Genomic DNA, 24,879 nt, shown 5'->3' with positions numbered 1-24,879 from the left:
CGGCCGCCCCTCACGTCAACCGTCCGGGCGACGGCGGCTTCACGCTTCCCGTACCGCTGCGGGGCTATCGTCGGACCGTGTCCTTGCTGGTAATCCTGCTCTCCGTGGGCGCCGCGTGCTGCACGGGCTTCGGTTTCGTCCTGCAGCAGGACGCGGCACGCCGCGCGCCGCAGAGCGATTTCCTGTCCCCCCGGCTGCTGCTGGACCTGATGAGGGTGCCGAGCTGGCTGGCCGGCATCGGTCTGATGATCTGCGGCATGGCCCTGGGGGCGTTCGCGCTGGGTCAGGGCGAGGTGTCGGTCGTCGAACCTCTGCTGGCCACCAATCTGCTGTTCGCGCTGGCGCTGGCGCGCTTCTTCACCGGCCAGCGCCTCGGACGTCAGGGCTGGGGCGGCCTCTGGCTGCTGGCCGGCGGCGTCACGGCGTTCCTGCTGGCCGGCCAGCCGAGCGGCGGCGAGGCGGTGACGGAGCCGTTGCGGCACTGGCTGGTGATCGGTGTGGTGGTGGGGCTCGCACTGGTCCTGACCGCCTTCGCCCGGCATCCCCGTACGCCGTGGGCACCCGCGATGCTCGGGCTGGCGGGTGGACTGCTGTACGGCCTCCAGGACGCGCTGACCCGCGTCTGCGCCCTGCGGTTCGACGAGGGCGGCCTGGGCGCCCTGTTCACCGGCTGGCAGCCCTACGCACTCGTCGTCATGGGTGTGACCAGCCTGATCCTCGTCCAGAGCGCGTTCGAGGCGGGCCCGCTGCGGATGTCGCTCCCGGCCCTGACCGCCGCGCAGCCCCTGGCCGGCATCGTCTGCGGGATCGGCTTCCTCGGCGACCAGGTGCGCACCGACACCGGCGCACTGGCCTGGCAGGCCGCCGGGCTGGCGGCCATCGTGACGGGGATCGTGCTGCTGGGGCTCCACCCGGCGATGCCGGAGGGGAAGGACAGGCACGGTTCCACGGCAGCAGACCGGTTGATGTTGGATGGGCCCCATGAATCCGGCTGACGAGATCCTGGACATCGTCGACGAGAACGACGAGGTCGTCGGGCAGGCGCCCCGCGGCGAGGCGACCGTACGCGGCCTGCGCCACCGCGTCGTCTTCATCGAGGCCAGGGATGCGGAGGGCCGGCTGTTCGTCCACCGCAGGACGGCGACGAAGCTGGTCTTCCCCTCGCACTACGACATGTTCGTCGGCGGGGTCGTGGGGGCGGGCGAGTCCTACGACGAGGCCGCGCTGCGCGAGGCGGAGGAGGAGCTGGGGGTGTCCGGTCTCCCCCGCCCCACGCCGCTCTTCAAGTTCCTCTACGAGGACGAGGGCACCGGGCACAGCTGGTGGTCCTACGTGTACGAGGTGCGCTGCGAGCTGCCCGTGCGGCCCCAGGCGGAGGAGGTCGACCTGCACGCCTTCCTGACCGACGCCGAGCTGGAGGACCGGCTGGGCGACCGGCCGTGGGTGCCGGACGGCCTGGCCGCCCACCACCGGCTCCGGAGGTTCCGGGCCGGCGGCGGCGCGGGGCCCGCCGCATGAGCGACTTCACGCGCGGACTGCGGCTGTGGTTCGCCCCGGAGCGGATCCGCGAGGAGGGTGACACCCCGGACTACCGCTTCTCCCTCGCCAACGAGCGCACGTTCCTCGCCTGGATCAGGACGGCTCTCGCCCTCATCGGCGGCGGGTTCGCGGTCGACCAGTTCCTGCCCGGACTGGCCTGGGGCATCCGTGCCGGGCTGGCCCTCGGGCTGTTGGCCGCAGGGGTGCTCTGCGCGCTGCGGGCCGTGAACCACTGGGTGCGGTGCGAGCGCGCGATGCGGCGCGGCGAGGACCTTCCGGCATCGCGCTTCCCCGCGCTGCTCAGCCTCGTGGTCGCGCTGGTGGCGGTCGCGATGGTGGTGGTGGTCCTGTTCGGCTGGGAGGGCCGGTGACCGGCCCGGCCCGGGACCCCGGGCTCCAGCCCGAACGGACGCGGCTGGCCTGGCGCCGCACCACCCTGGCGTGCACCGTGGTGGCCTTGCTCGGGGTACGCCAGGCACTGGTCGGCGGGGCGACCGGGGCCGCGGCCCTGGCGGTGGCCGCGAGCCTGCTGGCCTGGCTGGGCTTCCTCGCGGTGGCGCACCGCCGGGTGACGGGCATGGGGACGGCGCGTCCCGCCCCGCTGCCGCGGCGCCTCGCGCTGGCGGCGGTCGCGTGCACGGTCGCGCTCGCGGTGTTCGCCGCCGCGACGTTGTTCTGAGGGGATCCGGCGGCCGGGCGCCCCGGACCCGGCCTGTCCCGTCTCAGTCCTCCCAGGGCACGGTCACGATGATCTTGCCGCGGGTCCGTCCCTGCTCGTTGAGCCGGTAGGCCTCGGCGGCCTGCTCCAGGGTGAAGACCTGGTCCACGTGGACGGAGACGATGCCCTGCTCGGCGAGTCCGGCGAGGTGGGCGAGGTCCTCGGCGTCGGGGCGCACGAAGGCGTAGTGCCCGCCGTAGGAGAAGACCTCGGCGTCGGCGATGGACGCGAGCCTGCCCTGGGGCGCCAGGGTCTCGGCGGAGACGCGCAGCGCCTCCCCGCCGACGGTGTCGAACGCCGCGTCGAAGCCGTCGGGTACCAGGTCCCGGAGCCGGGCGGCGAGCCCGTCGCCGTACTCCACGGGTTCGCCGCCCAGCCGGGTCACGTAGTCGTGGTTGTGGGGTCCCGCCGTGCCGATGACCCGGCAGCCCGCGTGCCGTGCGAGCTGGACGGCCAGCGAGCCGACCCCTCCGGCTGCCGCGTGGACGAGCACGGTCTCGCCCTCCCGGACCTTCAGGGTGCGGTGCAGCACCTGGTGTGCCGTGAGGCCGCACAGCGGAAGGCCCGCCGCCTCCTCGAAGCCGATGCTCAGGGGCTTGCGGGCGAGGGTGCGCACGGGGGCGGCGACGTACTCGGCGAAGGTGCCGCGGGAGAGGAAGTCCTCGCGGACGTAGCCGATGACCTCGTCCCCCACCGCGAACTCGTCGACGGCGGCGCCGGGCTGGACCACGACACCGGAGACGTCCCAGCCGGGGACGACGGGGAACACGGCCTCCAGGCCCGCCTGGAGGTAGCCCTCGCGGGCCTTCCAGTCGACGGGGTTCACCGCCGCGGCCCGCACCTTCACCAGGACCGTGTCGGGCCCGACCTTCGGGTCGGGCCGCTCGCCGTACTCGAGGACGTCGGCCGAGCCGTACCTGCTGTAGCTGATCGCCTTCATCCTCCGACGATCAGGGCGGGCCGGGGCCCCCGCAACTCCTGGGGTGACCTCCTCGGGCAGCCCCCGGGTACCGGAGCACGGCGAGCACACGGTGACCGCCCGGCCGGGGCCGGGGAGCCCCAGATCACTTCTCGGATTCCGGGCGGACACTGGACGACATACCGACTGGTCGGCATCATGGTCCCGACCGTCCAACCGCCCCGGAGGTACGCCCCATGAGCCCAGTCCACCCGCCAGGTCTCGATCTCGACCTGCTGCGCGGCCATCTCGACCGTGAGCGGCCGGGGCTGGTGAACGGGCCGCTCGACGCCCGGGTGATCGAGGGCGGCCGCTCGAACCTCACCTACGTCGTCACCGACGGTTCCGGGCAGTGGGTCGTGCGCCGGCCTCCGTTGGGGCACGTGCTCGCCACCGCGCACGACATGAAGCGTGAGCACCGGGTGATCAGCGCGCTCCACCCGACGGCGGTCCCGGTGCCGGAGACCCTCCTGCTCTGCGAGGACGACGCGGTCATCGGCTCGCCCTTCTACGTCATGGAGTACGTCGAGGGCACGCCGTACCGCACCGCCGAACAGCTGGCCCCGCTCGGCGCCGAGCGCACCAGGGCGGTCGTCCTGGGACTCGTGGACACCCTGGTGGACCTGCACGCCGTCGATCCCGCGACCGTCGGCCTCGGCGACTTCGGGCGTCCGGAGGGTTTCCTGGACCGGCAGCTGCGGCGCTGGGGCAAGCAGCTGGACGCCTCACGCAACCGTGAGCTGGCCGGGATCGACGAGCTGCACGCCGCGCTCGGCCGGGAGCTGCCCGTCTCCCCCGCTCCCACCGTCGTGCACGGCGACTACCGCCTGGACAACGTCCTGATCGGCCGGGACGACCGGATCGAGGCGGTCCTGGACTGGGAGATGTCCACCCTGGGCGACCCGCTCACCGACCTCGGTCTGCTCGTGATGTACAGCTCCGACCTGGGGCTGCCCGAGTCGCCGGTCTCCACCACCAGCGGCGCCCCGGGCCACCCGAGCCCGGCCGAACTGATCGAGCGTTACGCCGTCCGTTCCGGCAGGGACACCTCCGCCATCTCCTGGTACACGGCCTTCGCGTGGTTCAAGCTCGCCGTGATCCTCGAGGGCATCCACTACCGCTACACCCTGGGCCGGACCGTCGGCGCCGGCTTCGACCGCATCGGCGACCTGGTCCCCGTCTTCATCGCGCACGGCCTCACCACCCTCCAGGAAGGCTGATCACCCCGTGGACTTCGCATTCGACGCCCGTACCGAAGAGCTGCGCACGAAGCTGCTCACGTTCATGGACGAGCACGTATATCCCGCAGAGCAGGTCGCCGAGGAGCAGCGCGCACAGCTGGCGTCCCCCTGGGACACCCCGCAGATCGTGGAGGACCTGAAGGCGGAGGCGCGCAGGCAGGGGCTGTGGAACGTCTTCCTCCCGGACGCGGAGTACGGGGCCGGGCTGACGAACCTGCAGTACGCCCCGCTGGCCGAGATCACCGGCCGCAGCCCGCACCTGGCCCCGACGGCGCTGAACTGCGCGGCGCCGGACACCGGGAACATGGAGGTGCTCTCCCAGTTCGGCTCCGAGGAGCAGAGGAAGCAGTGGCTGGAGCCGCTGCTGGCCGGGGAGATCCGTTCGGCGTTCGCGATGACGGAGCCGGAGGTGGCCTCGTCGGACGCGACGAACATCGAGACCCGGATCGCCAGGGACGGCGACTCCTACGTCATCAACGGGCGCAAGTGGTACATCTCCGGGGCGATGAACCCGGACTGCGCAGTCTTCATCGTGATGGGCAAGACGGACCCGGACGGCGAGGACATCCGCCGCCAGCAGTCCATGATCCTCGTCCCGCGCGACACCCCGGGACTCGAGGTCCGGCGCGCGATGCAGGTGTACGGCTACGAGGACCACTCGCACGGCGGCCACGCGGAGGTCGTCTTCGACGACGTACGGGTGCCCGCCGCGAACCTGATCGGCGAGGAGGGCGGCGGCTTCGCCATCGCGCAGGCGCGGCTCGGCCCGGGCCGCATCCACCACTGCATGCGGCTGATCGGGATGGCCGAGCGTGCGATCGAGCTGATGTGCCGCCGGGCAGTGGCCCGTACGGCCTTCGGCAAGCCGCTCGCGCAGCAGGGCGTCGTCCAGAACTGGATCGCGGACGCCCGGGTGACGGTGGAGCAGCTCAGGCTTCTGGTGTTGAAGACGGCCTGGCTGATGGACACGGTGGGCAACCGCGGGGCGCACACCGAGATCCAGTCGATCAAGATCGCCACGCCGCGCGCGGTCGTCGGCATCCTGGACCAGGCGGTGCAGCTCTACGGCGCCGGTGGCGTCAGCCAGGACTTCCCGCTGGCCGAACTCTGGGCCTCGGCCCGGACGCTGCGGCTGGCGGACGGACCGGACGAGGTGCACCAGCGGTCGCTGGCGCGGCGCGAGATCAAGAAGTACCTCTGACCCGGTGCGGGGAGGCGCCCGTGCGGCGCCTCCCCGGCGGGTCCCGGCCTCGGGTCCCGACCGCGGGTCAGAAGGTGAGCTGCCAGCTGTCGATGTAGCCGGTGTCCTGCGCGGCGACGTCCCTCACCTGCAGCTTCCAGGTCCCGTTGGCCGTCTCGCTCGACGCGTCGACGGTGTACGTCGCGATCACGTTGTCCGCCGAGTCGCTGCTGCTGGAGTTCTTCAGCCGGTACGCGGTCCCGTCGGGTGCGAGCAGGTCGACGACGAGGTCTCCGCGGTAGGTGTGCTTGATGTCGACCCCCACCTTGAGCGCGGACGGGGCGTTGCCCGTGCGGCCGGTGACCGCGACCGAGGAGGTCACCGCGGCGCCGTTGTCGGGCACGGAGACGTTGGCGGCGTTACTGAAGACGGTCCCGGTGGGCGGGGTGACCGTCCCGGCGGACAGGGTCCATATCGCGTGGGCGACCGCGTCGCTGTTGCGGTTCAGGGCCGTGTCGTCGATGTTCGCCGTCGTGTCGCACGACGAGTGGTAGCAGCGGTCGAAGGACTGGCCGGCGGTTCCGCCCCACTTCTGGGCCTGGGCGCTGGTCTTCGTGTAGTCCGCGCCGGAGAACAGCCCGCCCACCGGCACGCCCGCGTTCTTGAACGGGGCGTGGTCGGAACGGCCGTCGCCCTCGGTCTCGATCTCGGTGGGTATCGACAGACCGGCGTAGTAGTCCTTGAAGGTCTGCTCGATGACCGGGTCGTCGTCGTAGACGAAGTAGCCGGGGTTGGGCGAGCCGATCATGTCGAAGTTGAGGTAGCCGGCGAGCTTGGAACGCTCGGTGGTGGCCAGGTTGTTGACGTAGTACTTCGAACCGACGAGGCCAAGTTCCTCGGCTCCCCACCAGGCGAAACGCAGGTGCTTGTCCGGTGCGAGCTGCGCCCGCGAGACGGCGAGGGCGGTCTCCAGCACGGCCGCCGATCCGGAGCCGTTGTCGTTGATGCCCGCACCGGAGGTCACCGAGTCGAGGTGTGAGCCGGCCATGAGGACCTGGTTCGGGTCGCCGCCGGGCCAGTCGGCGATCAGGTTGTACCCGGTGGCACCGCCGGAGGTGAACTGCTGGAGCGCCGTGGTGTACCCGGCGGCGTCCAGCTTGGCCTTCACGTAGTCGACCGACGCCTTGTAACCGGTCCGGCCGTGGGCCCGGTTGCCGCCGTTGGCGGTGGCTATCGACTGCAACTGGGTGAGGTGCGCCTTGACGTTGGCGAGCGGGATGTCGGGGGCCGCGGCAACGGCCTCGGGAGTGGCCTGGGCGGCGGGGGCCGCGGTCACCAGCAGGGCCGCGACGGCGAGCGCGGCCACGGGAAGGGATCTGAGACGGGCGAGGTTCATCGAGGGCTCCGGATTCCGTTCGGGGACTGACGGAACGTGCGGGGGGTCCCCGGGCGTGCACGACCGGGGCCTGGAGCGGGCGGTGCGCGGTGCGCCCCCGATGCTCAATCAATGTCCGCGTACCGTCAAGGGTGGAATCCGGACAGAGCCGTCCGCATATCGGGCACTCGCGAGCGGGTCCGGTCCCGCACCGCCCAATCCGGCGGCCGGGGCGCGGCCGGTGCGGCTCGCCTACGTCCGGGACGCCCTCAGGGGCGCAGGGCCCTCAGCAGCAGGTCGGCCAGGTGGTCCGCGACCTCCTGCTGGCTGAGCGGGCCGTCCGGGCGGTACCAGGTGGACAGGTGGTGGACCGAGCCGAAGTGGTAGTCGACGACGAGGTCCGCCGGGGTCGCTGTCGAGAACACCCCGGCCTGCTGCCCCTCCTCGATCAGGGCCCGGAAGCGCTCGTGGTAGCGCCGGCGCTCGATCCGTACCTGCTTGTTCTTCTCCGGGCTCAGATGGTGCATGGAGCGGAAGAAGATGGAGGCGTCGTCAAGGTTCTCGATGGTGGTGACGACCACGTCCGCCGCCGCGTCACGCAGCCGCCGCTCGACCGGCGCCTCGGCGTTCGCGAAGGCGTCGAGCCGCTCCTGCTGGAGCCGCAGCACCCGGGCGTAGACCTCCTGGAGGAGGTCCTCCTTGGAGCCGAAGTAGTGGTAGAGCGCCCCCTTGGTCACTCCCGCCGCCTCGACGATCTCCTGCACGGAGGTGCGGTCGTAGCCGCGCTCCGCGAAGAGCCGGGTGGCGGCGGCCAGCAGCCTCTGGGGGACGGGCGCACCGTTCCCGTCCGTCGCCTTGGCCATGTGCCGCCACCTGTCCTCTCGTACCGTGCGTGAACTGTTCTAGCGAGGGGAACGCAGTTCCCGCCTGAGGATCTTCCCACTCGCCGTCTTCGGGAGCTCCGCCAGGATCTCCACTTCGCGCGGGTACTTGTACGCGGCGAGCCGTTCCCTGCAGTACGCGCTCAGCTCGCCCGGTTCGGTCCCGGCGCCCGGCCGCAGGCTGACGTAGGCCCGGACGGTCTCCCCGCGGTAGGCGTCGGGAACGCCGACCACCGCCGCCTCCCGGACCGCCGGATGGGTGTAGAGGACGTCCTCGACCTCCCGGGGCCAGACCTTGAAACCGGAGGCGTTGATCATGTCCTTCTTGCGGTCCACCACGTACAGCCAGCCGGCCGTGTCCATGAACCCGATGTCCCCGGTGCGCAGTTCCCCGTCCGGGAAGGCGGCCGCGGTGGCCTCGGGCAGGTGCCAGTAGCCGGAGACGACCTGGGGCCCGCGTACGGCGATCTCGCCCTGTTCGCCGAAGGGGACGTCGTCGCCCTTCTCGTCGATGATCCTGACCACGGTGTCGGGTCCGGGCAGGCCGACGGAGAGGGTCCCGGACACCGGGTCGACGGGCGCCTCGTGCTCCGGCGGGACCGAGGCGCAGGGCGCGGTGCACTCCGTGAGCCCGTAGCCGTTGCGGATGTACGGACCGAAGCCGTCGCGGAACTTCTCGACCAGCGCCGGCGGCAGCGGCGCGCCGCCGGAGGAGATGACCTTGAAGGAGGCGAAGTGCTCCCGGGTGACCCCCGGGTGCGCGGCGAGCGCCATGAAGGCGGTCGACGGGCCCACCGTGTAGGCCGGGCGGTGCTCCGCGAAGGCCTCCAGGACGACGCTCGCCTCGAAGCGGTAGGCGAGGACCAGGGTGCCCGTGTTGGCGACGCAGGCGGCGAGCTGGCACACCATGCCGGTGATGTGGAAGAGCGGGGCCAGCGCGAAGTAGGCCGAGCCCTCGTCGATGGGGTGGCCGGCCCGCTGCCGCTCGGCGTTGATCATGATGTTGCCCTGGGAGTTCATGGCCCCCTTGGGGGTGCCGCTCGTCCCGGAGGTGTAGCTGATGAGGGCGGTGTCCTCGGAGGTGAGCTCCCGGCCGGCCGGTGCGGCGAGCCCTCCGCGCGCCACGGTCACCAGGTCGCGCGCCAGGTCGCCGGGGCCGGGCGCGGGAAGCCGCTCGAAGCCGAGCACGCGGGGGTCGTCGGCCGACTGGAGGTCGAGCTCGCAGGCCGTGAGCGCGATCCTCACGCTCGGCGCGGCCTCGGCGGTGGCCCGCAGGTAGGACTCCCAGGCGCGGTCGGAGCAGATCAGCGCGGTGACCTCCGCGTCCTTCAGTACGTGAGCGACCTCGCCGGACTTGTACATCGGGTTGAGCGGGACGACGGTCGCACCGGCCTTCCAGGCGCCGAGCAGCGCGAGGACGAAGTGCGGGGTGTTCTGGAGCATGATCGCGACGCGGTCGCCGCGTCGCAGCCCCTCGGCGGCGAGGTGCCCTGCCACGGAGTCGGACAGCTCGTCGGTCTCGCGGTAGCTGAGGCGCCCGTCGAAGTAGGCCAGCGCGGTGTGCTCCGGGGCCCGCCCGACGGCCGCCCGGAAGGCGTGGACCATGGTTTCGGCGGGGTGGACGGGTGCGAGCTGTGCCTCGCTGAGCAGGGCCGTCCAGGGCTTCGCCGCGTAGATCGAGTCGGTCATGCTCCGGCTCCCTCCCACTTCTGCTGGAGGTGGTTCATGTTGCCGAGCCAGTGGTCGGGGTCCTTGGCGCGGGCGCGGTAGTAGCCGGCCACCTCGGGATGCGGCAGGACCAGGAAACGGTCCTGCTCCATGGCGTCGAAGAGGGCGTCGGCGACGGCCTCCGGCTCGATCGCGGTGGGCGCGAGCACGAGGTCGCCGGCGGAACCGGCGGCCGTGAGCATGTCCGTCCGTACGCCCTGGGGGCAGATCGTGTGGACCTTGACGCCGCGGTGCCGGTAGGTGAGCGAGAGCCATTCCGCGAAGGCGACGGCGCCGTGCTTGGTGACGCTGTACGGGGCGGCGCCGATCATCGTCAGCAGCCCGGCCGCCGAGGCGGTGGAGACGAAGCGGCCGCTGCCCCGTTCCAGCCAGTCCGGCAGCAGCGCCCTGGCCGCGCGCACATGGGACATGACGTTGACGTCCCAGGCCGCGGCCCAGACGTCCTCCTCGGCGAAGGCGTCCCCGCCCGACGCGAGTCCGGCGTTGGCGCAGTAGACGTCGACCGTGCCGCCGAGGGCGTCGCGAGCGGCGTCCACGATGCCGGAGGCGTCCCCCGCGACGACGGTTCCGCCGATCTCCTGGGCGAGGGCCTCCACCCGGCCGCCGTCCAGGTCGTTGACGACGACCCGCGCGCCCTCCGCGGCGAACCTCCGGGCGAGAGCGGCTCCGATCCCGCCCCCGGCTCCGGTCACCACTACGCCAGCGCCCTGCACCGTACTCATCCGCTCCGCCTCTCTCAGCCGTCCTCCCGGCAGACTAACCAGTCGGTATGTGATCGGGGAAGGGGTTCCGGGCAGGACTGGGAATCTGCCCAGTCATGGCCGTTCCGTGTGGCCCGCACCCGCGCTAGCGTGCGTGACCATGACAGTCGAAGCGATCATGGAGGTAGCGGAATGACCCTGTCCAGGCGTGGTTTGCTGGCTGCCGGCGGTGCGATGGGGGCCCTCGCGACGACCGCCGCCGGGCCGGGGACGGCCGTCGCCGCCGGCCACGGAGCCGGGCGTAACCGGGTCCGTACCGGCTTCGACCGGCTGGCCGCAGACGGGTACCGGCTGCTCGCCGGTGAGAAGGTGGGCATCGTCACCAACCCGACCGGGATCACCGGCGACGTCCGGCACATCGTCGACGTGATGCACCCCGACGACCGGGTGAACCTGACCGCGGTCTTCGGCCCCGAACACGGCTTCCGGGGCACCGCGCAGGCGGGCGGTTCGGAGGGCCGGTACGACGACCCGGCGACCGGGCTGCCGGTCTACGACACGTATCTGAAGAGCGGCCGGCCGCTCGCCGACATCTTCACGGCGTCCGGTGTGGACACGGTGGTCTTCGACATCCAGGACGCCGGGGCCCGGTTCTACACGTACATCTGGACCCTGTACGACTGCATGGAGGCTGCCGCGCTCGCCGGCAAGCGCTTCGTCGTCCTGGACCGGCCGAATCCGGTCACCGGCAGGGCGGCTCTGGGGCCCGTGCTCGATCCGGCCTTCGCGTCGTTCGTGGGACGCCGGGAGATCTCGCAGGCGCACGGCATGACGGTGGCGGAGCTGGCACTGCTCTTCAACACGGAGTTCCTGGCGGAGAGTCCGGTGGAGCTGGAGGTGGTGAAGATGTCCGGCTGGCGGCGTGCCGACTTCTTCGACGCCACGGGTCTGCCGTGGGTACCGCCCAGCCCCAACATGCCGACGCCGGAGACGGCGGTGGTCTACTCCGGGACCTGTCTGTTCGAGGGGACGAACCTCTCTGAGGGCCGGGGCACGACGCGGCCCTTCGAACTGCTGGGCGCGGAGGGCGTCGACCACCGGTGGGCGGCGGCCGCGAACGCGCTCGACCTGCCCGGAGTCGCCTTCCGCGAGGCGTACTTCGCGCCGACGTTCTCCAAGTTCCAGGGGAAGACGGTCGGAGGGGTGCAGGTGCACGTCCAGGACCGGGAGGCGTTCGACCCCGTACGCACCGGCATCGCCCTGCTGGTCACCGCGAAGCGGACGTGGAGCGGGTTCGCGTGGCGGGCGGACAACGCCATCGACCGGCTCTCCGGCAACACCCGGGTCCGCACGATGATCGACGCGGGAGCGGACACGGACGAGGTGGTGGGGGCCTGGGCAGCCGACCTCGCCGCGTTCCGGCGGACGCGGCGGGAGTACCTGCTCTACCGGTGAGCGTGCGGGGCCCCGGACACGACGGGGGCGGGGTGGTACGGGCCTGGCCCGTACCACCCCGCCCCCGTCTCAGCTCACTTGCGGAAGTAACCGGTGATGTCGGCGATCAGGTCCAGGGTCCCGGAACGGTTGTAGAAACTCACCTTCCCGTTCACCACGGGCACGATCACCAGGTTCGCGGCCGTCTCGCCCTTCACCAGGTTCAGGTTCGACGCGCTCGTGCGCTCGGTCCCGTCCGGATAGACCGACACGTAACTGGTCGCCCCGGTGACGTTCGTCGCCGTCACGTTCAGCACGACAGCCGTGACACCCTCGGCCGGCACACCGTCGACGCCGGCGACCTGAAGGGTGACGACACCGTCCGCGCCGACCGGCGCCTTCGGCACGCCCAGACCCTCACGGGTGTCCATCACACGCTTCGGCCCCAGGTTGACGTGGGACGCGCCCTCGTCGCCGGTGGCGAAGTAGCCGGTGATGTCGGCGATCAGGTCCAGGGTCCCGGAACGGTTGTAGAAGTTCACCTTCCCGTTCACCACGGGCACGATCACCAGGTTCGGCGCCGTCTGCCCCTTGACGAGGTTCAGGTTCGACGCGCTCGTGCGCTCGGTCCCGTCCGGATAGACCGACACGTAACTGGTCGCCCCGGTGACGTTGGTCGCCGTCACGTTCAGCACGACAGCCGTGACACCCTCGGCCGGCACACCGTCGACGCCGGCGACCTGAAGGGTGACCGCACTGTCCGCGCCGACCGGCGCCTTCGGCACACCCAGACCCTCACGGGTGTCCATCACACGCTTCGGCCCCAGGTTGACGTGCGTGGAGCCCTCACCGACGGAGGTGAAGTAGCCGGTGACGTCGGCGAGCAGGTCCAGGGTCCCGGAACGGTTGTAGAAGTTCACCTTCCCGTTCACCACGGGCACGATCACCAGGTTCGGCGCCGTCTGCCCCTTCACCAGGTTCAGGTTCGACGCACTCGTGCGCGTCGTGCCGTCCGGATAGACGGACACATAGCTCGTCTCCCCCGTCACGTTCGTCGCCGTCACATTGAGCACGACGGCGCCGACGCCGGTGGCGGGGATGCCGTTGGCACCGGTCACCTGGAGGGTGACGACGCCGCCCGCGCCGACCGGCGCCTTCGGCACACCGAGGCCCGCACGGGTGTCCATGACCCGCTCGGGGGTGACGGGCACGAACGTCTTCGGGCTGGGGACGTTCACGTTCACCGCCGTGGCGACCGTGGTCCGGCCCGACTGGTGGACAGCCTTCACCTCGACCTTGTGGGCGCCCGGAACGAGCGTCGTGGAGGCGGAGCGGGCGCTGCCCGCGACGGTGGCGACGCTCCGGCCGTCGACGAGGAGCTCGAAGCCGCTGATCAGCGAACTGGGCGTGCTCGTGGACCAGTTCAGCGTGACGGGACCGGGGGTCTCGTAGCCGGATTCGACGGCGAACGCCCCACCGCCGACCGAGGTGACCTTGAGCGCCTGCACGGGTCCGGCCGCCAGCGTCCGGATGTCCCCGAGCTGCGGGTAGAGCTTCATGCCCGGGCACTCGGTGTTGAAGCCGTCCCGGTGGCCCGAGATCTGGCTGAACGGATAGGACTGCCCGGCGACGAACTCCTTGCCGGCGTAGTTCTTCTGCGTGGCGCCCGCCACCAGCGTGGTGCTGCCGGCCGGGTCACCGCCGTACTGTCCGAGCTTGTACGCGGCGACCCGTGCGGTCGCCTCCAGAGCGGCGGCGGGCGCTCCGGCGGTCGTGTAGTTCCCGATGATCGCGACGCTGGTCGACTCGCTGTTGAAGCCGTAGGTGTGCGCGCCCATGACGGGCTGGTCGATGCCGCCCTGACGGCCCTCGAAGATCGTCCCGCACTTGTCGACCAGGAAGTTGTAGCCGAGGTCGCGCCAGCCGTTCGTCTTCACGTGGTAGACGTGCAGGGCCCGCACGACGGCCGCGGAGTCGGCACAGTTGTACGTGCCGTCCGTGGTGTGGTGCACGAAGACGGCCTTGATGACGCCCTTCTCGAGGTAGATCGGACCCTCGTCGTTCAGGGACTCGTCGGCGCCCCACTGCGCCCGGCTGACGACCGGGGGCTGCGGAACCGTGGACGGCGGACCCGGGTCGACCGCGGCGGACGTGAAGGCGGCGGGTGCGGCGTCCGCGGCGCCTCCCTGTGCCTGGTCGCCGCCGGCGACCGGGTCGACCATGTCGAGCCGGAGTCCCGCCGGAAGGGTGCCGGAGGCCGCGCCGTCACCGACCCGCACCTCGGCACCGTCGGAGCGGCCGACCCAGACGGGCTCCGTGGAGCCGCGCTCGGACGGACGCTCGCCGTCCAGGCCGGGCAGGTACGGCTCCAGGGTGATCCAGTCGGACCACTCACCGGTCTCCGCGCTGCGCGTCCTTGCCTCGATCTCGCCCCTGACCTCAGCGTCGGCGTCGGGCCAGGACACGCCCAGCATGCCGAACGGCTCCGTCGTACGCCGTGAGAGGGCGGCCTCGCCGTGCCCCTCGGACTTCAGCGGGAGCTTGTGCACCTCGCTCCTGACCGGACCGTCCTGGTGCGCCGCGGCGCCGTAGGCGGTCGGCAGGCTCACGTTCCGCGCATCCTGCGCGTCGGCGCCGCTCGCCACGTTCTGGAACCCCAGAACGGCTACGACTCCGAGTGCGGCGGCCACAGCCGTACCGCGTACCCGATTCACTCTCAAGTTGTCCCCACCCCTTGACGCAGCTTGATCGAACTGCGGAATGATACGGCCCCCCGTCCGGCCGGAACGGACCGGGGTGCCCTGCACGCATCCACCCACACACGAACGCGACTCCCCACACCGCCGTGAACAGCGGTGCGGGGAGCCAGTTCTGTTGGTACGTCAGCTGACGGGTCGTTCGATGAAGCGCCCTCAGCGGTGCGAGGGGAACTCCACGACCTGCTGGTAGGTCGGGCGGTTCTGCCAGTGGATCGACTTCTGTGAGATGCCGCCGAGCGGCCGGTGCACGATCGCGTCCGTGCACCACTGCTCGCCGGCCTTGCAGCTGTCGTCACCCGGGTAGACCGTGGTGGCGGGTACGGCCGCCGCCTCCTTCAGGGTCCCGAGGAGGGCGGAACGGCAGGCGCTCAGGTCGCCCCCGCCGCAGTACGTCTTCGCCAGCGGGCCCTTGACGGACTGACCGAGCACCTGACGCAGGTCCTTGTCGGCGAAGCCCCACCAGCCGTACTGGAACGCGGATCCGCTGTGCGCCCCGCTCGGTCCGTGGCTCGCCGCGGGCGACTCGTCGGTGGCGAGGCTCGCGGTCAGCGCCGTGTAGAGACCGTCGCCCAGGCCGGGACGGAACTCGGCCTCGACCAGTTTCGGCCACCACGCGTCCATGATCCGTACCGCGTCGGCGTGCGTGTACGTGTGCGACCCGGGGCTCGTCTCCTTGCGCTGGGCGCCGGCGGCCCGCCAGGAGTCGAGCTTCTGGACCACCGCGTCGAGCGCCGGGTCCGTGACCGGCTGGGAGCGCAGCACCTTCAGCAGCTCGGGCAGCAGCTGCTCGCCGCGCAGGTCGGTGAGGGCAGCCTCCTCCATCGCGCGGGTGAGGGAGGCCCGGGTCACCCCGCCGGCCGCCACGAGTGCGGACACCCTGTCGTCGAGCAGGTCACCCCGGTGCACGGCGCCGAACCCGAAGGCCGCTGTCGAGTAGTCCTTGGCCTGACGGTTGTTCCAGGAGATGTAGTAGTCCTGGCCGCTGGAGCGCGGGTGCTCGGCGAAGGGGGTGTAGTCGGTGGTGTTGGCCGCCGGGTCGTAGCCCCGCCACTCGTACGCCTTCTCGGCCCTGACCGGCAGGGCGGCGTCCACCCCGGCCGCGCGCACCGGGTTCATGCCGCTGTTGTAGAAGGCCGTGGTGCGCGAGTCGGCGTAGAACCAGTTGAAGGCGTAGTCGATGTTGCTCGCCGCCTGCTGGAAGGAGGCCGCGTCGGTCACGACCGCCGGGTCGTTGAGCATCTGGAAGCCGATGATCGAGTCGGCCTCGTGCCGGTAGGTGGTGCGCAGCGAGGTGTACGCGACCGGCTTCCCGCCCACCGTGGCACGGTGGCTGACGATCCCGTAGTCGGTGCGCCACACCTGCATCCGGTAGGAGCCCTTGGCGGTGGAGTCGGCGACGGTGGGCTTCCAGGAGTTGGCGCGCTCCAGCTTCTCCATGGGCGTGCAGGCGCCGTCGGCGCGGTAGTGCGCGGAGTTCTTGGTGGGCGCGGAGCCGTCGGGTTCGCACAGCTCGACCGCATAGGTGTCGGTGATGTCCTGCGCCGCGGAGGTCGCGCTCCAGGCGTAGTCCTGGCCGCGGCCCATCTGGATGTACATGCCGACGCCTGCGAAGGAGACGCCACGGGCGCTGATGCCGGGTCCCTGGAGCTCCTGGAGCATCATCAGCTGCGGGGCGAAGTAGCCGGTCTGGGGGCCCATGACCGCGACCGGGTTGCCGCTCGCGGTGTGCTTGCCTGAGACCAGCAGGGCGTTGGACATCCCGCGCTTCTGGGCGCCTTCACCGGATCCGGGCAGCGAGCCCTCCGGGATGACGCCGTCGTCGTACATGCCCTGGAGCGGAGCGAGGGCGTCCGGCGCCTTCACGGGGGCCTTGGCGTTGGTGCCGGCCGAGCCGGTGCGGTCGTGTATCAGGGGTTCCGGGGTGACCGAGCCCGGGTCGGGAAGGGCGGTGCCGCGGGCGTTGTCGGGCTTGCCCGCGTACGGGAACGAGGTGCCGTCGTGGACGGTGAGGACGGCCTCGGGGTCGTTGCGCTGGCGGAAGGACTCCCAGACCCGGGTTCCCTCCTGGACCCCGTACTTCTGCTGGGCGGCGAGCAGCGAGAGCGCGGCCTGGACCTCGCCGCCCCCTCCCCCGCCGAACTGTCCGCCGACCACCGAGGCGATCGAGATCAGGTCGGTGAGCTTGAACGGCTGGATCTCGCCCACGTTCGTGATCGAGTCGATCTTCCCGGTGAGGACGTACTCACCCGGGAAGTAGCGGCCGTTCTTGGACTTCACCCGGTAGGCGTTGATGCCGTCGACGTAGGCCTGCGCGTCGGCCATCGCCTGCTCGCCCCGAGGGCCCTCCGTGGTCCTGATCCATTCGACCTGGGCCTCCAGGTCCGCCTCGGTGTACGGGGCCTGTGGCCAGAACTGCTGCTCCAGGCCCTGGTTGGCCAGCGCTCCCCCGGCGAAGGAGGTGAGCTCGCCGCGTCCGATGTGGCGGAAGAGGTCCATCAGCCACAACCGGTCCTGTCCGGCGGCGAACCCGGCGCCGAACTCGGTGCCGTAGCGGGTGGTGCCCTTGATGTGGGGGACGCCGCTCTTCTTGTCGCGGGTGATCGTGACGTCCTCGCGCGGCTTCGTCGTGGACTCGACCTGGTCGGCGGCGACCCCGAAGGACGCGTCGTTGAAGAAGTCGGTCAGCTTCTGGTCGGTGAGGCCGGTGTGGCCGGCGACCAGTCCGTTGTAGCGGTCGAGCTGGTCGTCACTGTGCGCGGGGTGCGTGCCGAACGCCTTGTTGCCGAGGATCTCCACGAGCGTGGCGTTGCCGTTCTCACCGGGCGGCAGGATGTCGGCACACTGGCTGCCGCAGTGGTCGGTGACGGCGAGGGGTTCCGGCTCCGCCGCTCCGGCGCTGGGCGCCGAGGCGAGCAGGGACGTACCGAGAGCGAGAACGGCCGCGACTGTGGCGGCTCTGAGCGTGCGGGTGCGTGGGGGCATGCGTGCTCCTCCGGGTGGCCGATGCGCCGGAGGTTACTGGCGGTAGGCCCCGCCGGTAAGATGAACATCAGTCACTTTTTCCGAATCGCCACACGCCCTCGCACGGCCTCACATGGACCGTCTCAGTCCGTGGACGCATTTCACCCTTGGATGGAGCCGAACAGGGCAGTCGTACGTCCATCCCTTGACGCCGAAGTACGAGCGACGGAGGTGGCAGTGCCATGGCCGGTTTCCGGAGTCTTGCGAGACAGGTCCGCGATCCACGGGGCGATATGGCTTTGCGGCGGTACTCACTGCGCAAATGCCTGGAGCGGTTCGCCCCCTACGGTCACCGGGCGACCTGGGATCACCTGTGCGCCCGGCACGGGATCGAGCCCGAGGACAGGGCCCCCGACCCGGGGCGCCTGATCCGGGCGCTGGAGGAACTGGAGGAGGCGCGGGCCGTCTGGCTCGCGTACGAAGCGGGCTTCGCCGAACGGCGACGCCGTGAGAAGCACGACGGGCTGCGGAGGCCCGGAACGTTCGACGACTGGCACCGGCGGACCTGGGGCGGCAACGGGATCGCGCACTGCGAGGATCCGGGGGTCCATCCCAGCGCACCCCTGGGTGATGTCCTGGGACGGCTCATCGCCGCCCTGGGGGCGAAGCCGGGCACGGCCTGCCCGGTCTGTACGGGGACCGGCATCGTCTGGCGCCAGGACCTGGACCGCGAACCGTGGGCGGGGCCGGTCTGCACGGGGTGCGGGATCGTGGTCCCCCGGCCCGTCCTGACGGCGGGCGCGTTGTCCGAGGCGAGAAGAGCGCGGACGAGGGAACTGGCGTCGGCGGCCTGAAGGCCGGCGACGGGGCGCGGCAGGAACGGCCGGTGGGCACGCGCGCCACGAGGACACCGGCCGGCCCCGCGGGCACGCGTGGCCGACACCGGCCCGGTGCGCTCCGGCGTACTCAGGTGCGGTCCGCCGCACCCCGCTCGGGCATCAGCCGCGACCCGGTCAGCCGGTCGCCGAAGACGTCGTCGGGGTTGGACAGCACGCAGGTCTCCAGGGACAGGCACCCGCAGCCGATGCAGTCGGTGAGATGGTCACGCAGCCGCCCGAGCTGCTTGATGCGCTCGTCGAGTTCCGAGCGCCACGCCCGGGAGAGCCGGGCCCAGTCCTCGTGGTTCGGCGTGCGCTCCTCCGGCAGCTCCGCCAGCGCCTCCCTGACGGTGGCGAGGGGGATGCCCACCCGCTGCGCCGCCCTGACGAACGCCACACGACGCAGCGCGTCCCTGCTGTAGCGACGCTGGTTGCCACTGGTGCGGGTGCTGCTGATCAGCCCCTTGGACTCGTAGAAGTGAAGGGCCGACACCGCGGCGCCGCTACGGGCGGAGAGCTGGCCGACGGTGAGTTCTTGGTATGACTGCGGGATCTGCGGCACTCCCCGAACCCTAATGGCCGCACCTCGGCCCCTGCCGCCACTTCGGAAAGCAGGCGGTCCCTCGTTGACAGGGAAGCGCGGCCCAACCATGCTGAGCAAGCGCTTAGACATCGCCCCGGACAGGGCGGCCGACAGCCCGGAAGGCAGGGACCACGAACATGGCAGAGCCGAAGATCTTCACGTCCGCACAGGAGCTGCGGGACGGGGTGGGCCAGGAGCTCGGTCACAGCGAATGGCTGGAGATCGAGCAGAAGAGGATCGACCAGTTCGCCGAGGCCACCGGTGACCACCAGTGGATCCATGTGGACCCGGAGCGCGCCGCGGCAGGGCCGTTCGGCACCACGATCGCGCACGGCTATCTGACGCTGTCGCTGCTGCCGGTGCTCGTCCCGCAGATCCTGCGGGTCGAGGGCGCGAAGATGGGCATCAACTACGGGACCAACAAGGTCCGCTTCCCCTCGACCGTCCCCGTCGGCTCCCGGCTTCGCGCCACGGCCGTGCTCAAGGACGTCGAGGAGGCGGGCGGCGGTGTGCAGGTGACCGCCCTCGTCACGGTCGAGCGCGAGGGCGGCGACAAGCCGGCCTGCGTCGCGGAGTCGGTCTCGCGCTACTACTTCTGAGGCGTGCCGCCGGCGCCGGGCGCCGCGGGGGCGCCCGGCCTCACTTCTGGGCGCCCACCATGCGCAGGACGAGGTCCGCGTAGAGGGTGCCGACCTCCTCGGGCGTCCGGCTGCCCTGCGCGTTGAACCAGCGCGCCACGTCGATGCACAGGGACAGCACGGCGAGCGTGGTGCCCGGGACGTCGGGGACGTCGAACTCGCCGGCCCGGACACCCTCGCTGATGATCCGGCGCACCGCGGCGTCGCTCTTCCTGCGCAGGGCGACGATCTCGGCACGGTGCTCGTCGCCGAGGGCCTCCAGTTCGTACTGGACCACGCGGGCCGTGGTGTGACGTTCGGCGTGCCAGCGGACGAAGGAGCGGACGGCGTCGGCGAGCCGGTCGGACGGGGTGCCACCGCTGTCGGCCGCGGTCTCCAGGAGGCGCAGCGCCCGGTCGTGGCCGATCCTGCTGATCCGGTGGAGCAGCTCTTCCTTCGTCTTGTAGTGGATGTACAGCGCGGCAGGGCTCATCCCGGCCCGGCCGGCGATGTCACGGGTGGTGGTCGCGTGGTAGCCACGCTCGGCGAACGCCTCGACGGCGGCGACGAGCAGTCGCCGGGCCGCTTCGGGTGTCACCTCGCTCCACGGCGTGTTCTCGCCGTCGGTCTCCTCCGCCGTGCTCATCGCCACATGCCCCTTTCGCCCGCAGGACGAACACCATACCCCGAACCTGAGCAAGCGCTTAGAGCGCTCGTGGGGCGAGATCGTCAGAGCTTCTGGAAGGGGTCGTGTTCGGAGAGGATCTTCTCCAGCCTGGCCTGGTCGACCCGGCTGACGATCTGCCCCGCCTCCTGCCGGTCCCTGATGACCTTGGCGAGGGTGAAGCACGAGGTGACGAGGTAGAGGACGCCGATGGCGAGGAAGGCCCGCACCCAGCCGTCGGCGTCGAGGAAGAAGATGCCGAGGGCCACCGCGCCCATCGCCACCCCGAAGGAGAGGACGGCCTGCCCGTAGAAGGCGGCGGTGCTCTGCTGCTTGACCGATGTCGTCTCACTCATGTGGCACAGCATCGGGCGCGATGGCGTACCCGCGGTATCCGTCGGCGTACTCAGCCGGTACTCATCGGCACCCGTGCCGCTTCCACGGGCGGGTGGGGCCGGCCAGGCCGCGGGGCACCCGTGCCGGTCCCCGGCGCCGGGGTGGTTCAGAAGGCGGAGACCCCGGTCAGCGCCCGGCCGATGATCAGTTTCTGGATCTGGCTGGTGCCCTCGTACAGGGTCATCACGCGGGCGTCCCTGACCAGCTTGCCGACGGGGTACTCGTCGATGTAGCCGTATCCGCCGAACACCTGCAGGGCGTTGTTGGCCGCCCGGACCGCCGCCTCGGAGGCGAAGAGCTTGGCCGTGGACGCCGCGGTGGCGAAGTCCTGGCCGCGGTCGACGAGGTCGGCGACACGCCAGGTCAGCATGCGGGCGGCGTCGACGTCCACGGAGATGTCGCTGATGAGCTCCTGGACGAGCTGGTAGCTCGCGATGGACCTGCCGAACTGTTCGCGCTCGCCCGCGTAGCGCAGGGCCGCGTCCAGGGCGGCCTGGGCGATGCCGACACAGCCGGCCGCGACCGACATCCGGCCCTTGGCCAGGGCGGACATGGCGACGGAGAAGCCCTTGCCCTCGGGGCCCAGGAGAGTGGAGGCGGGGACCCGGACGTCCTCCAGCACCAGTTCGGCCGTGGCCTGCCCGCGCAGTCCGAGCTTGCCGTGGATCGTGCGCCGGGTCAGGCCGGGCGCGTCGGCCGGCACCAGGAAGGCGGAGACGCCCCGGTGTCCGGGGGTGTCGCCGGTGCGGGCGAAGAGCAGGACGACGTCGGCCCAGGTCCCGTTGGTGATGAACATCTTGGAGCCGTTGATGACGTAGTCGTCGCCGTCACGCACGGCCTTCGTGCTCAGGTTCCCCGCGTCGGATCCGGTGCCCGGCTCGGTGAGGCCGAAGCAGCCGACCGCCTCGCCCGCGGTGAGGTCCGGCAGCCACTGCCGCTTCTGCTCCTCGCTGCCCCAGGAGGCGATCGTCTTGGCGACCAGGCCGAGCGAGACGGACACGATGCCGCGCACCGAGGAGTCTCCGCGGCCGAGCTCCTCGGTCACCAGGCAGTAGGCGAGGTGGTCCCCTCCGGAGCCCCCGTACTCCTCCGGGATCGTCAGCCCGAGGAAGCCCAGGGCGCCCAGCTTCTTGACTATCGACTTGTCGACACTCTCGGCGCGGTCCCATTCGACGACATGCGGGGTGATCTCCCGTGCGACGAAGTCCTCGGCGAGCTGCCGTACGGCGCCCTGCTCCTCGCTCAGCTCCAGGTTCATCCTGCGACACCCCACTTTTAATTAGCACTGCTAGTTTTAGGCTTGCAGGCCCTACTATGTGCCGCATGGCCCGACCGCGCAAGCCCCTCCTCAGCAGAGACCGCATCGTCGAGGCGGCCGGCGCCCTCGTCGACGCCGAAGGGCTGGACGCCGTCTCGACCCGTCGCCTCGCCGCCGAGCTCGGCGTCAGCGGCCCCTCGCTCTACAACCACTTCCGCAACAAGGACGAGATCCTCGACGCGGTCGCCGACTCCGTGTCCGCCCAGGTCGACCTGTCGATGTTCGAGGAGGACGACCCGCGCGACTGGCCCGCCGCCCTGCACGACTGGGCCGTCTCCTACCGCGCGGCCCTCGCCGCGCACCCGCACATCGTCCCGGTGCTCGCCCAGGGGCCCGGCCGGCGTCCCGCGGGTCTGCGGGTGGCCGACGCCGTCTTCGGGGCCATGGTCCGGGCCGGCTGGCCGCCCGCCCAGGCCACCTACATCGGCGCGCTGATGCGCTACTTCATCACCGGGTCCGCGCTGGGCTCCTTCGCCCGCGGGTTCGTCGACGACGAGACGGCGTACGACCCGGCCGACTACCCCCACCTCGGCCAGGCCCACCTGCTGGCCGACCGCCGCCAGCAGGTCGACGAAGGCGCCTTCGAGACCGGGCTGCGGGCCCTGCTGGACGGCCTCGCGTTCCAGTACGAGCGGACGGCCGGACGCACGGTCCGGGCGGAGCCGTAGCGCCCGGTCGGAGCGTCCGGGGCGTCGAGCCCGCGACACTTGACGGGAGCCGGCAATTCGGTGGGTCCCGAAGCGTTCCCGGCCTACCGTCAGGTCCATGACGACGACTCCGACAGCGCGCCCCGCCGCGCCGGGCACCGGCCGGGACTGGCGCGCCCCGGCCGCCGCGTGCACCACGGTCCTCCTGTGGGCCTCCGCGTTCGTGTCCATCCGCAGCGCGGGTGAGGCGTACTCACCTGGCGCACTGGCGCTGGGCCGGCTGCTCGCCGGCACCCTGACCCTCGGCGTGATCCTGCTCGTACGCCGTGAGGGGCTGCCCGCGCGGGCCGCGTGGCCGGGCATCATCGGTTCCGGGCTGCTCTGGTTCGGGCTCTACATGGTGGTGCTCAACTGGGGTGAGCAGCAGGTCGACGCGGGCACGGCCGCCATGATCGTGAACGTCGGTCCGATCCTGATGGCGCTGCTGGGCGCGAAGCTGCTCGGTGAGGGGCTGCCGCGCCGCCTGCTGACGGGCATGGGGATCTCGTTCGCGGGCGCCGTCGTCGTCGGTCTCTCCATGTCCGGACACGGGAGCTCATCGGTGCTCGGTGTGGTCCTGTGCCTGGTGGCCGCACTGTCGTACGCGGGCGGGGTGGTCATCCAGAAGCCGGCGCTGCGGCACGGGTCGCCGCTGCAGATCACCACGTTCGGCTGCCTGATCGGTACGCTCGCGTGCCTGCCGTTCACCGGCGTACTGGTCTCCGAGGCGGCCGACGCCCCGGTGTCCGCCACGCTCAACATGATCTACCTGGGGGTGTTCCCGACCGCGCTGGCCTTCACCACCTGGGCCTACGCGCTGGCCCGCACCACGGCGGGGCGGATGGGCGCGACGACGTACGCGGTGCCCGCCCTGGTGGTGCTGATGTCCTGGCTGCTGCTCGACGAGGTGCCCGCGCTGCTCACCGTCGCGGGCGGGCTGCTCTGCCTGGCCGGGGTCGCGGTCTCGCGGACCCGTGCGCGAAAGGCGCGGGAGGAGGCGGAGACCGCCACGGCCGCCTGAGGGCGTCGTCCCTCCGGAGTCCCTCCGGAGCGGGACACCCGGAGGGACCATCCGGCCCACGGCTCGGCGCGGCCGGGCGGTGGGGCCGCGTGTCGCGGGCCCCACCGGCGGCGTGGCGCCGTCCGGAACCGTCTAGAACACGACCAGCGCGCGTCCGCCCTTGCCCGCGATCATGTTGTCGAAGGCCGCCGGGATGCCGTCCAGGGAGATCCGCTCCGTGACCATCATGGAGAGGTCGAACCGTCCGGCGCGGATGTGCTCGGCGAGCACCGGCAGGTCGCGGGCGGGGTCGCTGTTCCCGTAGACGCAGCCGGTGAGGGAGCGGCCCCAGTGGAAGATCTCCAGGGCGTTGAAGGTCACCTGCTGGTCCTTGCCGCCGATGCCGACGACGGTGGCGCGGCCGCCACGGCGGGTCGACTCCCAGGCCCCGCGGATCGTGGCGGACCGGCCGACGCACTCCACGGCGACGTCCGCGCCCTGGCCGCCGGTGAGCTTGCGTACGGCGCGCGGTGTGGTGTCCGAGGCGACGACGTAGTCGGTGGCCCCGGCCCGGCGGGCCAGCTCCTCCTTCTCCGGGGACACGTCCACGGCGATGATCTTCGACGCCCCTGCGATACGGGCCGCCTGGAGGACGGCCAGGCCGACCCCGCCGATACCGAACACGACGACGCTCTCGCCCTCACGCACCCGCGCGGAGTGGTGGACCGCCCCGTATCCGGTCAGCACCGCGCAGCCGAGCAGTGCCGCGTCGTCGAGCGGGATGCCGGCCGGGGCGGGCAGCACGCAGTTCGCGGCGACGACGGTCTCCTGGGCGAAGGCGGCGACGTTGAGGCCCGGGTGGAGCTCGGTGCCGTCGGCCGTACGGGCGTGGATGTTCGCGGCGCCCTTCAGCGCGTCCGCGCACAGCCAGACCTCGCCGATCCCGCAGTGGAAGCACGCGCCGCAGGACGGCGCCCAGTTGAGGACGACCGGGTCACCGGCGGCGACATGGGTGACGCCCTCGCCGACGGCGAGCACCGTGCCGGCGCCCTCGTGGCCGAGGACCGCCGGGACCGGCAGCCGCATGGTGCCGTTGGACAGGGACAGGTCGGAGTGGCAGACACCGGCGGCGGCGAGAGAGACGCTCACCTGGCCGGGGCCGGGCTCCGGGAGTTCGATGTCGGTGATCTCCAGCGGAGCTCCGACGGCGGGCAGTACAGCGGCGCGGACCACGAACAGACTCCTCGGTGGGTCGTCGGGCG

At 71.5% G+C, this 24,879-nt stretch carries 23 protein-coding genes; 11 read left to right on the top strand and 12 right to left on the bottom strand.

The window, feature by feature from the left end; genetic code table 11:
• The first annotated feature begins 77 nt into the window (after positions 1-77).
• Genes P8A20_RS29510 through P8A20_RS29495 form a run of 4 tightly spaced genes read left to right on the top strand, consistent with a single transcriptional unit; the run spans position 78 to position 2,218 of the window.
• The gene (locus P8A20_RS29510; protein WP_147962187.1) at positions 78-995 is read left to right on the top strand and encodes a DMT family transporter; all 918 of its coding nucleotides are present in this window, start codon (positions 78-80) and stop codon (positions 993-995) included.
• Entirely contained in the window at positions 982-1,518 is a 537-nt protein-coding gene (locus tag P8A20_RS29505) for an NUDIX domain-containing protein (RefSeq protein WP_306104534.1), read from the top strand. Before P8A20_RS29510 ends, P8A20_RS29505 begins: the two co-directional genes overlap by 14 nt.
• The gene (locus P8A20_RS29500) at positions 1,515-1,910 is read left to right on the top strand and encodes a YidH family protein (protein ID WP_147962185.1); all 396 of its coding nucleotides are present in this window, start codon (positions 1,515-1,517) and stop codon (positions 1,908-1,910) included. Before P8A20_RS29505 ends, P8A20_RS29500 begins: the two co-directional genes overlap by 4 nt.
• Positions 1,907-2,218, top strand: a complete 312-nt coding sequence (locus tag P8A20_RS29495; protein WP_147962184.1) for a DUF202 domain-containing protein — start codon at positions 1,907-1,909, stop codon at positions 2,216-2,218. The genes P8A20_RS29500 and P8A20_RS29495 overlap by 4 nt, the downstream gene beginning before the upstream one ends.
• 43 nt (positions 2,219-2,261) lie before the next feature.
• Here P8A20_RS29495 and P8A20_RS29490 read toward each other — a convergent pair whose 3' ends face one another.
• The gene (locus P8A20_RS29490; protein ID WP_306104533.1) at positions 2,262-3,197 is read right to left on the bottom strand and encodes an NADP-dependent oxidoreductase; all 936 of its coding nucleotides are present in this window, start codon (positions 3,195-3,197) and stop codon (positions 2,262-2,264) included.
• 215 nt (positions 3,198-3,412) lie between these two features.
• Between P8A20_RS29490 and P8A20_RS29485 the strand changes: the two genes are divergently transcribed.
• Together P8A20_RS29485 and P8A20_RS29480 are read left to right on the top strand one after the other, a co-directional pair.
• Positions 3,413-4,435: a phosphotransferase family protein gene (locus tag P8A20_RS29485; protein ID WP_147962182.1), complete on the top strand. Its 1,023-nt coding sequence runs from the start codon at positions 3,413-3,415 to the stop codon at positions 4,433-4,435.
• Positions 4,436-4,442: 7 nt separating this feature from the next.
• On the top strand, positions 4,443-5,657 hold the full coding sequence (locus tag P8A20_RS29480) for an acyl-CoA dehydrogenase family protein (protein WP_147962181.1): 1,215 nt from the start codon (positions 4,443-4,445) through the stop codon (positions 5,655-5,657).
• Positions 5,658-5,724: 67 nt separating this feature from the next.
• Here the strand turns inward: P8A20_RS29480 and P8A20_RS29475 are convergent, their stop codons facing one another.
• The 4 genes from P8A20_RS29475 to P8A20_RS29460 all read right to left on the bottom strand — a co-directional run bounded on the left by P8A20_RS29475 (position 5,725) and on the right by P8A20_RS29460 (position 10,342).
• The gene (locus tag P8A20_RS29475) at positions 5,725-7,032 is read right to left on the bottom strand and encodes a M28 family metallopeptidase (RefSeq protein ID WP_147962180.1); all 1,308 of its coding nucleotides are present in this window, start codon (positions 7,030-7,032) and stop codon (positions 5,725-5,727) included.
• Positions 7,033-7,280: 248 nt separating this feature from the next.
• Entirely contained in the window at positions 7,281-7,874 is a 594-nt protein-coding gene (locus P8A20_RS29470; protein WP_147962179.1) for a TetR/AcrR family transcriptional regulator, read from the bottom strand.
• A 39-nt stretch (positions 7,875-7,913) separates the two neighbouring features.
• Complete coding sequence (locus tag P8A20_RS29465) at positions 7,914-9,581, bottom strand: AMP-binding protein (RefSeq protein WP_306104532.1); 1,668 nt, start codon at positions 9,579-9,581, stop codon at positions 7,914-7,916.
• Positions 9,578-10,342 (bottom strand): SDR family oxidoreductase, encoded by a 765-nt coding sequence (locus P8A20_RS29460; RefSeq protein WP_147962177.1) that lies wholly within the window; start codon positions 10,340-10,342, stop codon positions 9,578-9,580. The genes P8A20_RS29465 and P8A20_RS29460 overlap by 4 nt, the downstream gene beginning before the upstream one ends.
• Before the next feature lie 171 nt (positions 10,343-10,513).
• On the opposite strand from P8A20_RS29460, the gene P8A20_RS29455 reads away from it, so the two are divergent.
• Positions 10,514-11,776, top strand: coding sequence for an exo-beta-N-acetylmuramidase NamZ family protein (locus P8A20_RS29455; RefSeq protein WP_147962176.1), 1,263 nt, complete (start codon positions 10,514-10,516; stop codon positions 11,774-11,776).
• Positions 11,777-11,850: 74 nt separating this feature from the next.
• On the opposite strand, the gene P8A20_RS29450 is transcribed toward P8A20_RS29455, so the two are convergent.
• Positions 11,851-14,364 (bottom strand): N-acetylmuramoyl-L-alanine amidase, encoded by a 2,514-nt coding sequence (locus tag P8A20_RS29450; protein WP_261988900.1) that lies wholly within the window; start codon positions 14,362-14,364, stop codon positions 11,851-11,853.
• Positions 14,365-14,667: 303 nt separating this feature from the next.
• Entirely contained in the window at positions 14,668-17,496 is a 2,829-nt protein-coding gene (locus tag P8A20_RS29445) for a penicillin acylase family protein (protein ID WP_306104531.1), read from the bottom strand.
• 221 nt (positions 17,497-17,717) lie between these two features.
• Between P8A20_RS29445 and P8A20_RS29440 the strand changes: the two genes are divergently transcribed.
• Entirely contained in the window at positions 17,718-18,329 is a 612-nt protein-coding gene (locus tag P8A20_RS29440; RefSeq protein WP_147962173.1) for a hypothetical protein, read from the top strand.
• A 112-nt stretch (positions 18,330-18,441) separates the two neighbouring features.
• Here P8A20_RS29440 and soxR read toward each other — a convergent pair whose 3' ends face one another.
• Positions 18,442-18,915 (bottom strand): redox-sensitive transcriptional activator SoxR, encoded by a 474-nt coding sequence (gene soxR, locus P8A20_RS29435; RefSeq protein ID WP_147962172.1) that lies wholly within the window; start codon positions 18,913-18,915, stop codon positions 18,442-18,444.
• 158 nt (positions 18,916-19,073) lie between these two features.
• Between soxR and P8A20_RS29430 the strand changes: the two genes are divergently transcribed.
• Complete coding sequence (locus P8A20_RS29430; RefSeq protein ID WP_147962171.1) at positions 19,074-19,535, top strand: MaoC family dehydratase; 462 nt, start codon at positions 19,074-19,076, stop codon at positions 19,533-19,535.
• Between the two features lie 40 nt (positions 19,536-19,575).
• Here the strand turns inward: P8A20_RS29430 and P8A20_RS29425 are convergent, their stop codons facing one another.
• The 3 genes from P8A20_RS29425 to P8A20_RS29415 form a co-directional block, all read right to left on the bottom strand.
• Positions 19,576-20,199 carry a TetR/AcrR family transcriptional regulator gene (locus P8A20_RS29425; RefSeq protein ID WP_147962170.1) on the bottom strand — a complete coding sequence of 208 codons (624 nt, stop codon included), beginning with the start codon at positions 20,197-20,199 and terminating at the stop codon, positions 19,576-19,578.
• An 83-nt stretch (positions 20,200-20,282) separates the two neighbouring features.
• Positions 20,283-20,573, bottom strand: coding sequence for a YiaA/YiaB family inner membrane protein (locus tag P8A20_RS29420; RefSeq protein WP_147962169.1), 291 nt, complete (start codon positions 20,571-20,573; stop codon positions 20,283-20,285).
• Between the two features lie 146 nt (positions 20,574-20,719).
• Positions 20,720-21,871 carry an acyl-CoA dehydrogenase family protein gene (locus P8A20_RS29415; protein ID WP_147962168.1) on the bottom strand — a complete coding sequence of 384 codons (1,152 nt, stop codon included), beginning with the start codon at positions 21,869-21,871 and terminating at the stop codon, positions 20,720-20,722.
• Between the two features lie 65 nt (positions 21,872-21,936).
• Between P8A20_RS29415 and P8A20_RS29410 the strand changes: the two genes are divergently transcribed.
• Positions 21,937-22,599 (top strand): TetR/AcrR family transcriptional regulator, encoded by a 663-nt coding sequence (locus P8A20_RS29410; RefSeq protein WP_306104530.1) that lies wholly within the window; start codon positions 21,937-21,939, stop codon positions 22,597-22,599.
• Between the two features lie 97 nt (positions 22,600-22,696).
• Positions 22,697-23,638, top strand: coding sequence for a DMT family transporter (locus tag P8A20_RS29405; RefSeq protein WP_147962166.1), 942 nt, complete (start codon positions 22,697-22,699; stop codon positions 23,636-23,638).
• A 132-nt stretch (positions 23,639-23,770) separates the two neighbouring features.
• Here the strand turns inward: P8A20_RS29405 and P8A20_RS29400 are convergent, their stop codons facing one another.
• Complete coding sequence (locus P8A20_RS29400) at positions 23,771-24,850, bottom strand: Zn-dependent alcohol dehydrogenase (RefSeq protein ID WP_147962165.1); 1,080 nt, start codon at positions 24,848-24,850, stop codon at positions 23,771-23,773.
• Between the last annotated feature and the right edge of the window lie 29 nt (positions 24,851-24,879).

Origin of the sequence: Streptomyces sp. Alt3 (assembly GCF_030719215.1) — a bacterium.
GTDB classification, from domain to species: Bacteria; Actinomycetota; Actinomycetes; order Streptomycetales; family Streptomycetaceae; genus Streptomyces; species Streptomyces glycanivorans.
The sequence above is the reverse complement of the archived record's forward strand: the minus strand, read 5'-3'. Positions and strand labels throughout refer to the sequence as shown.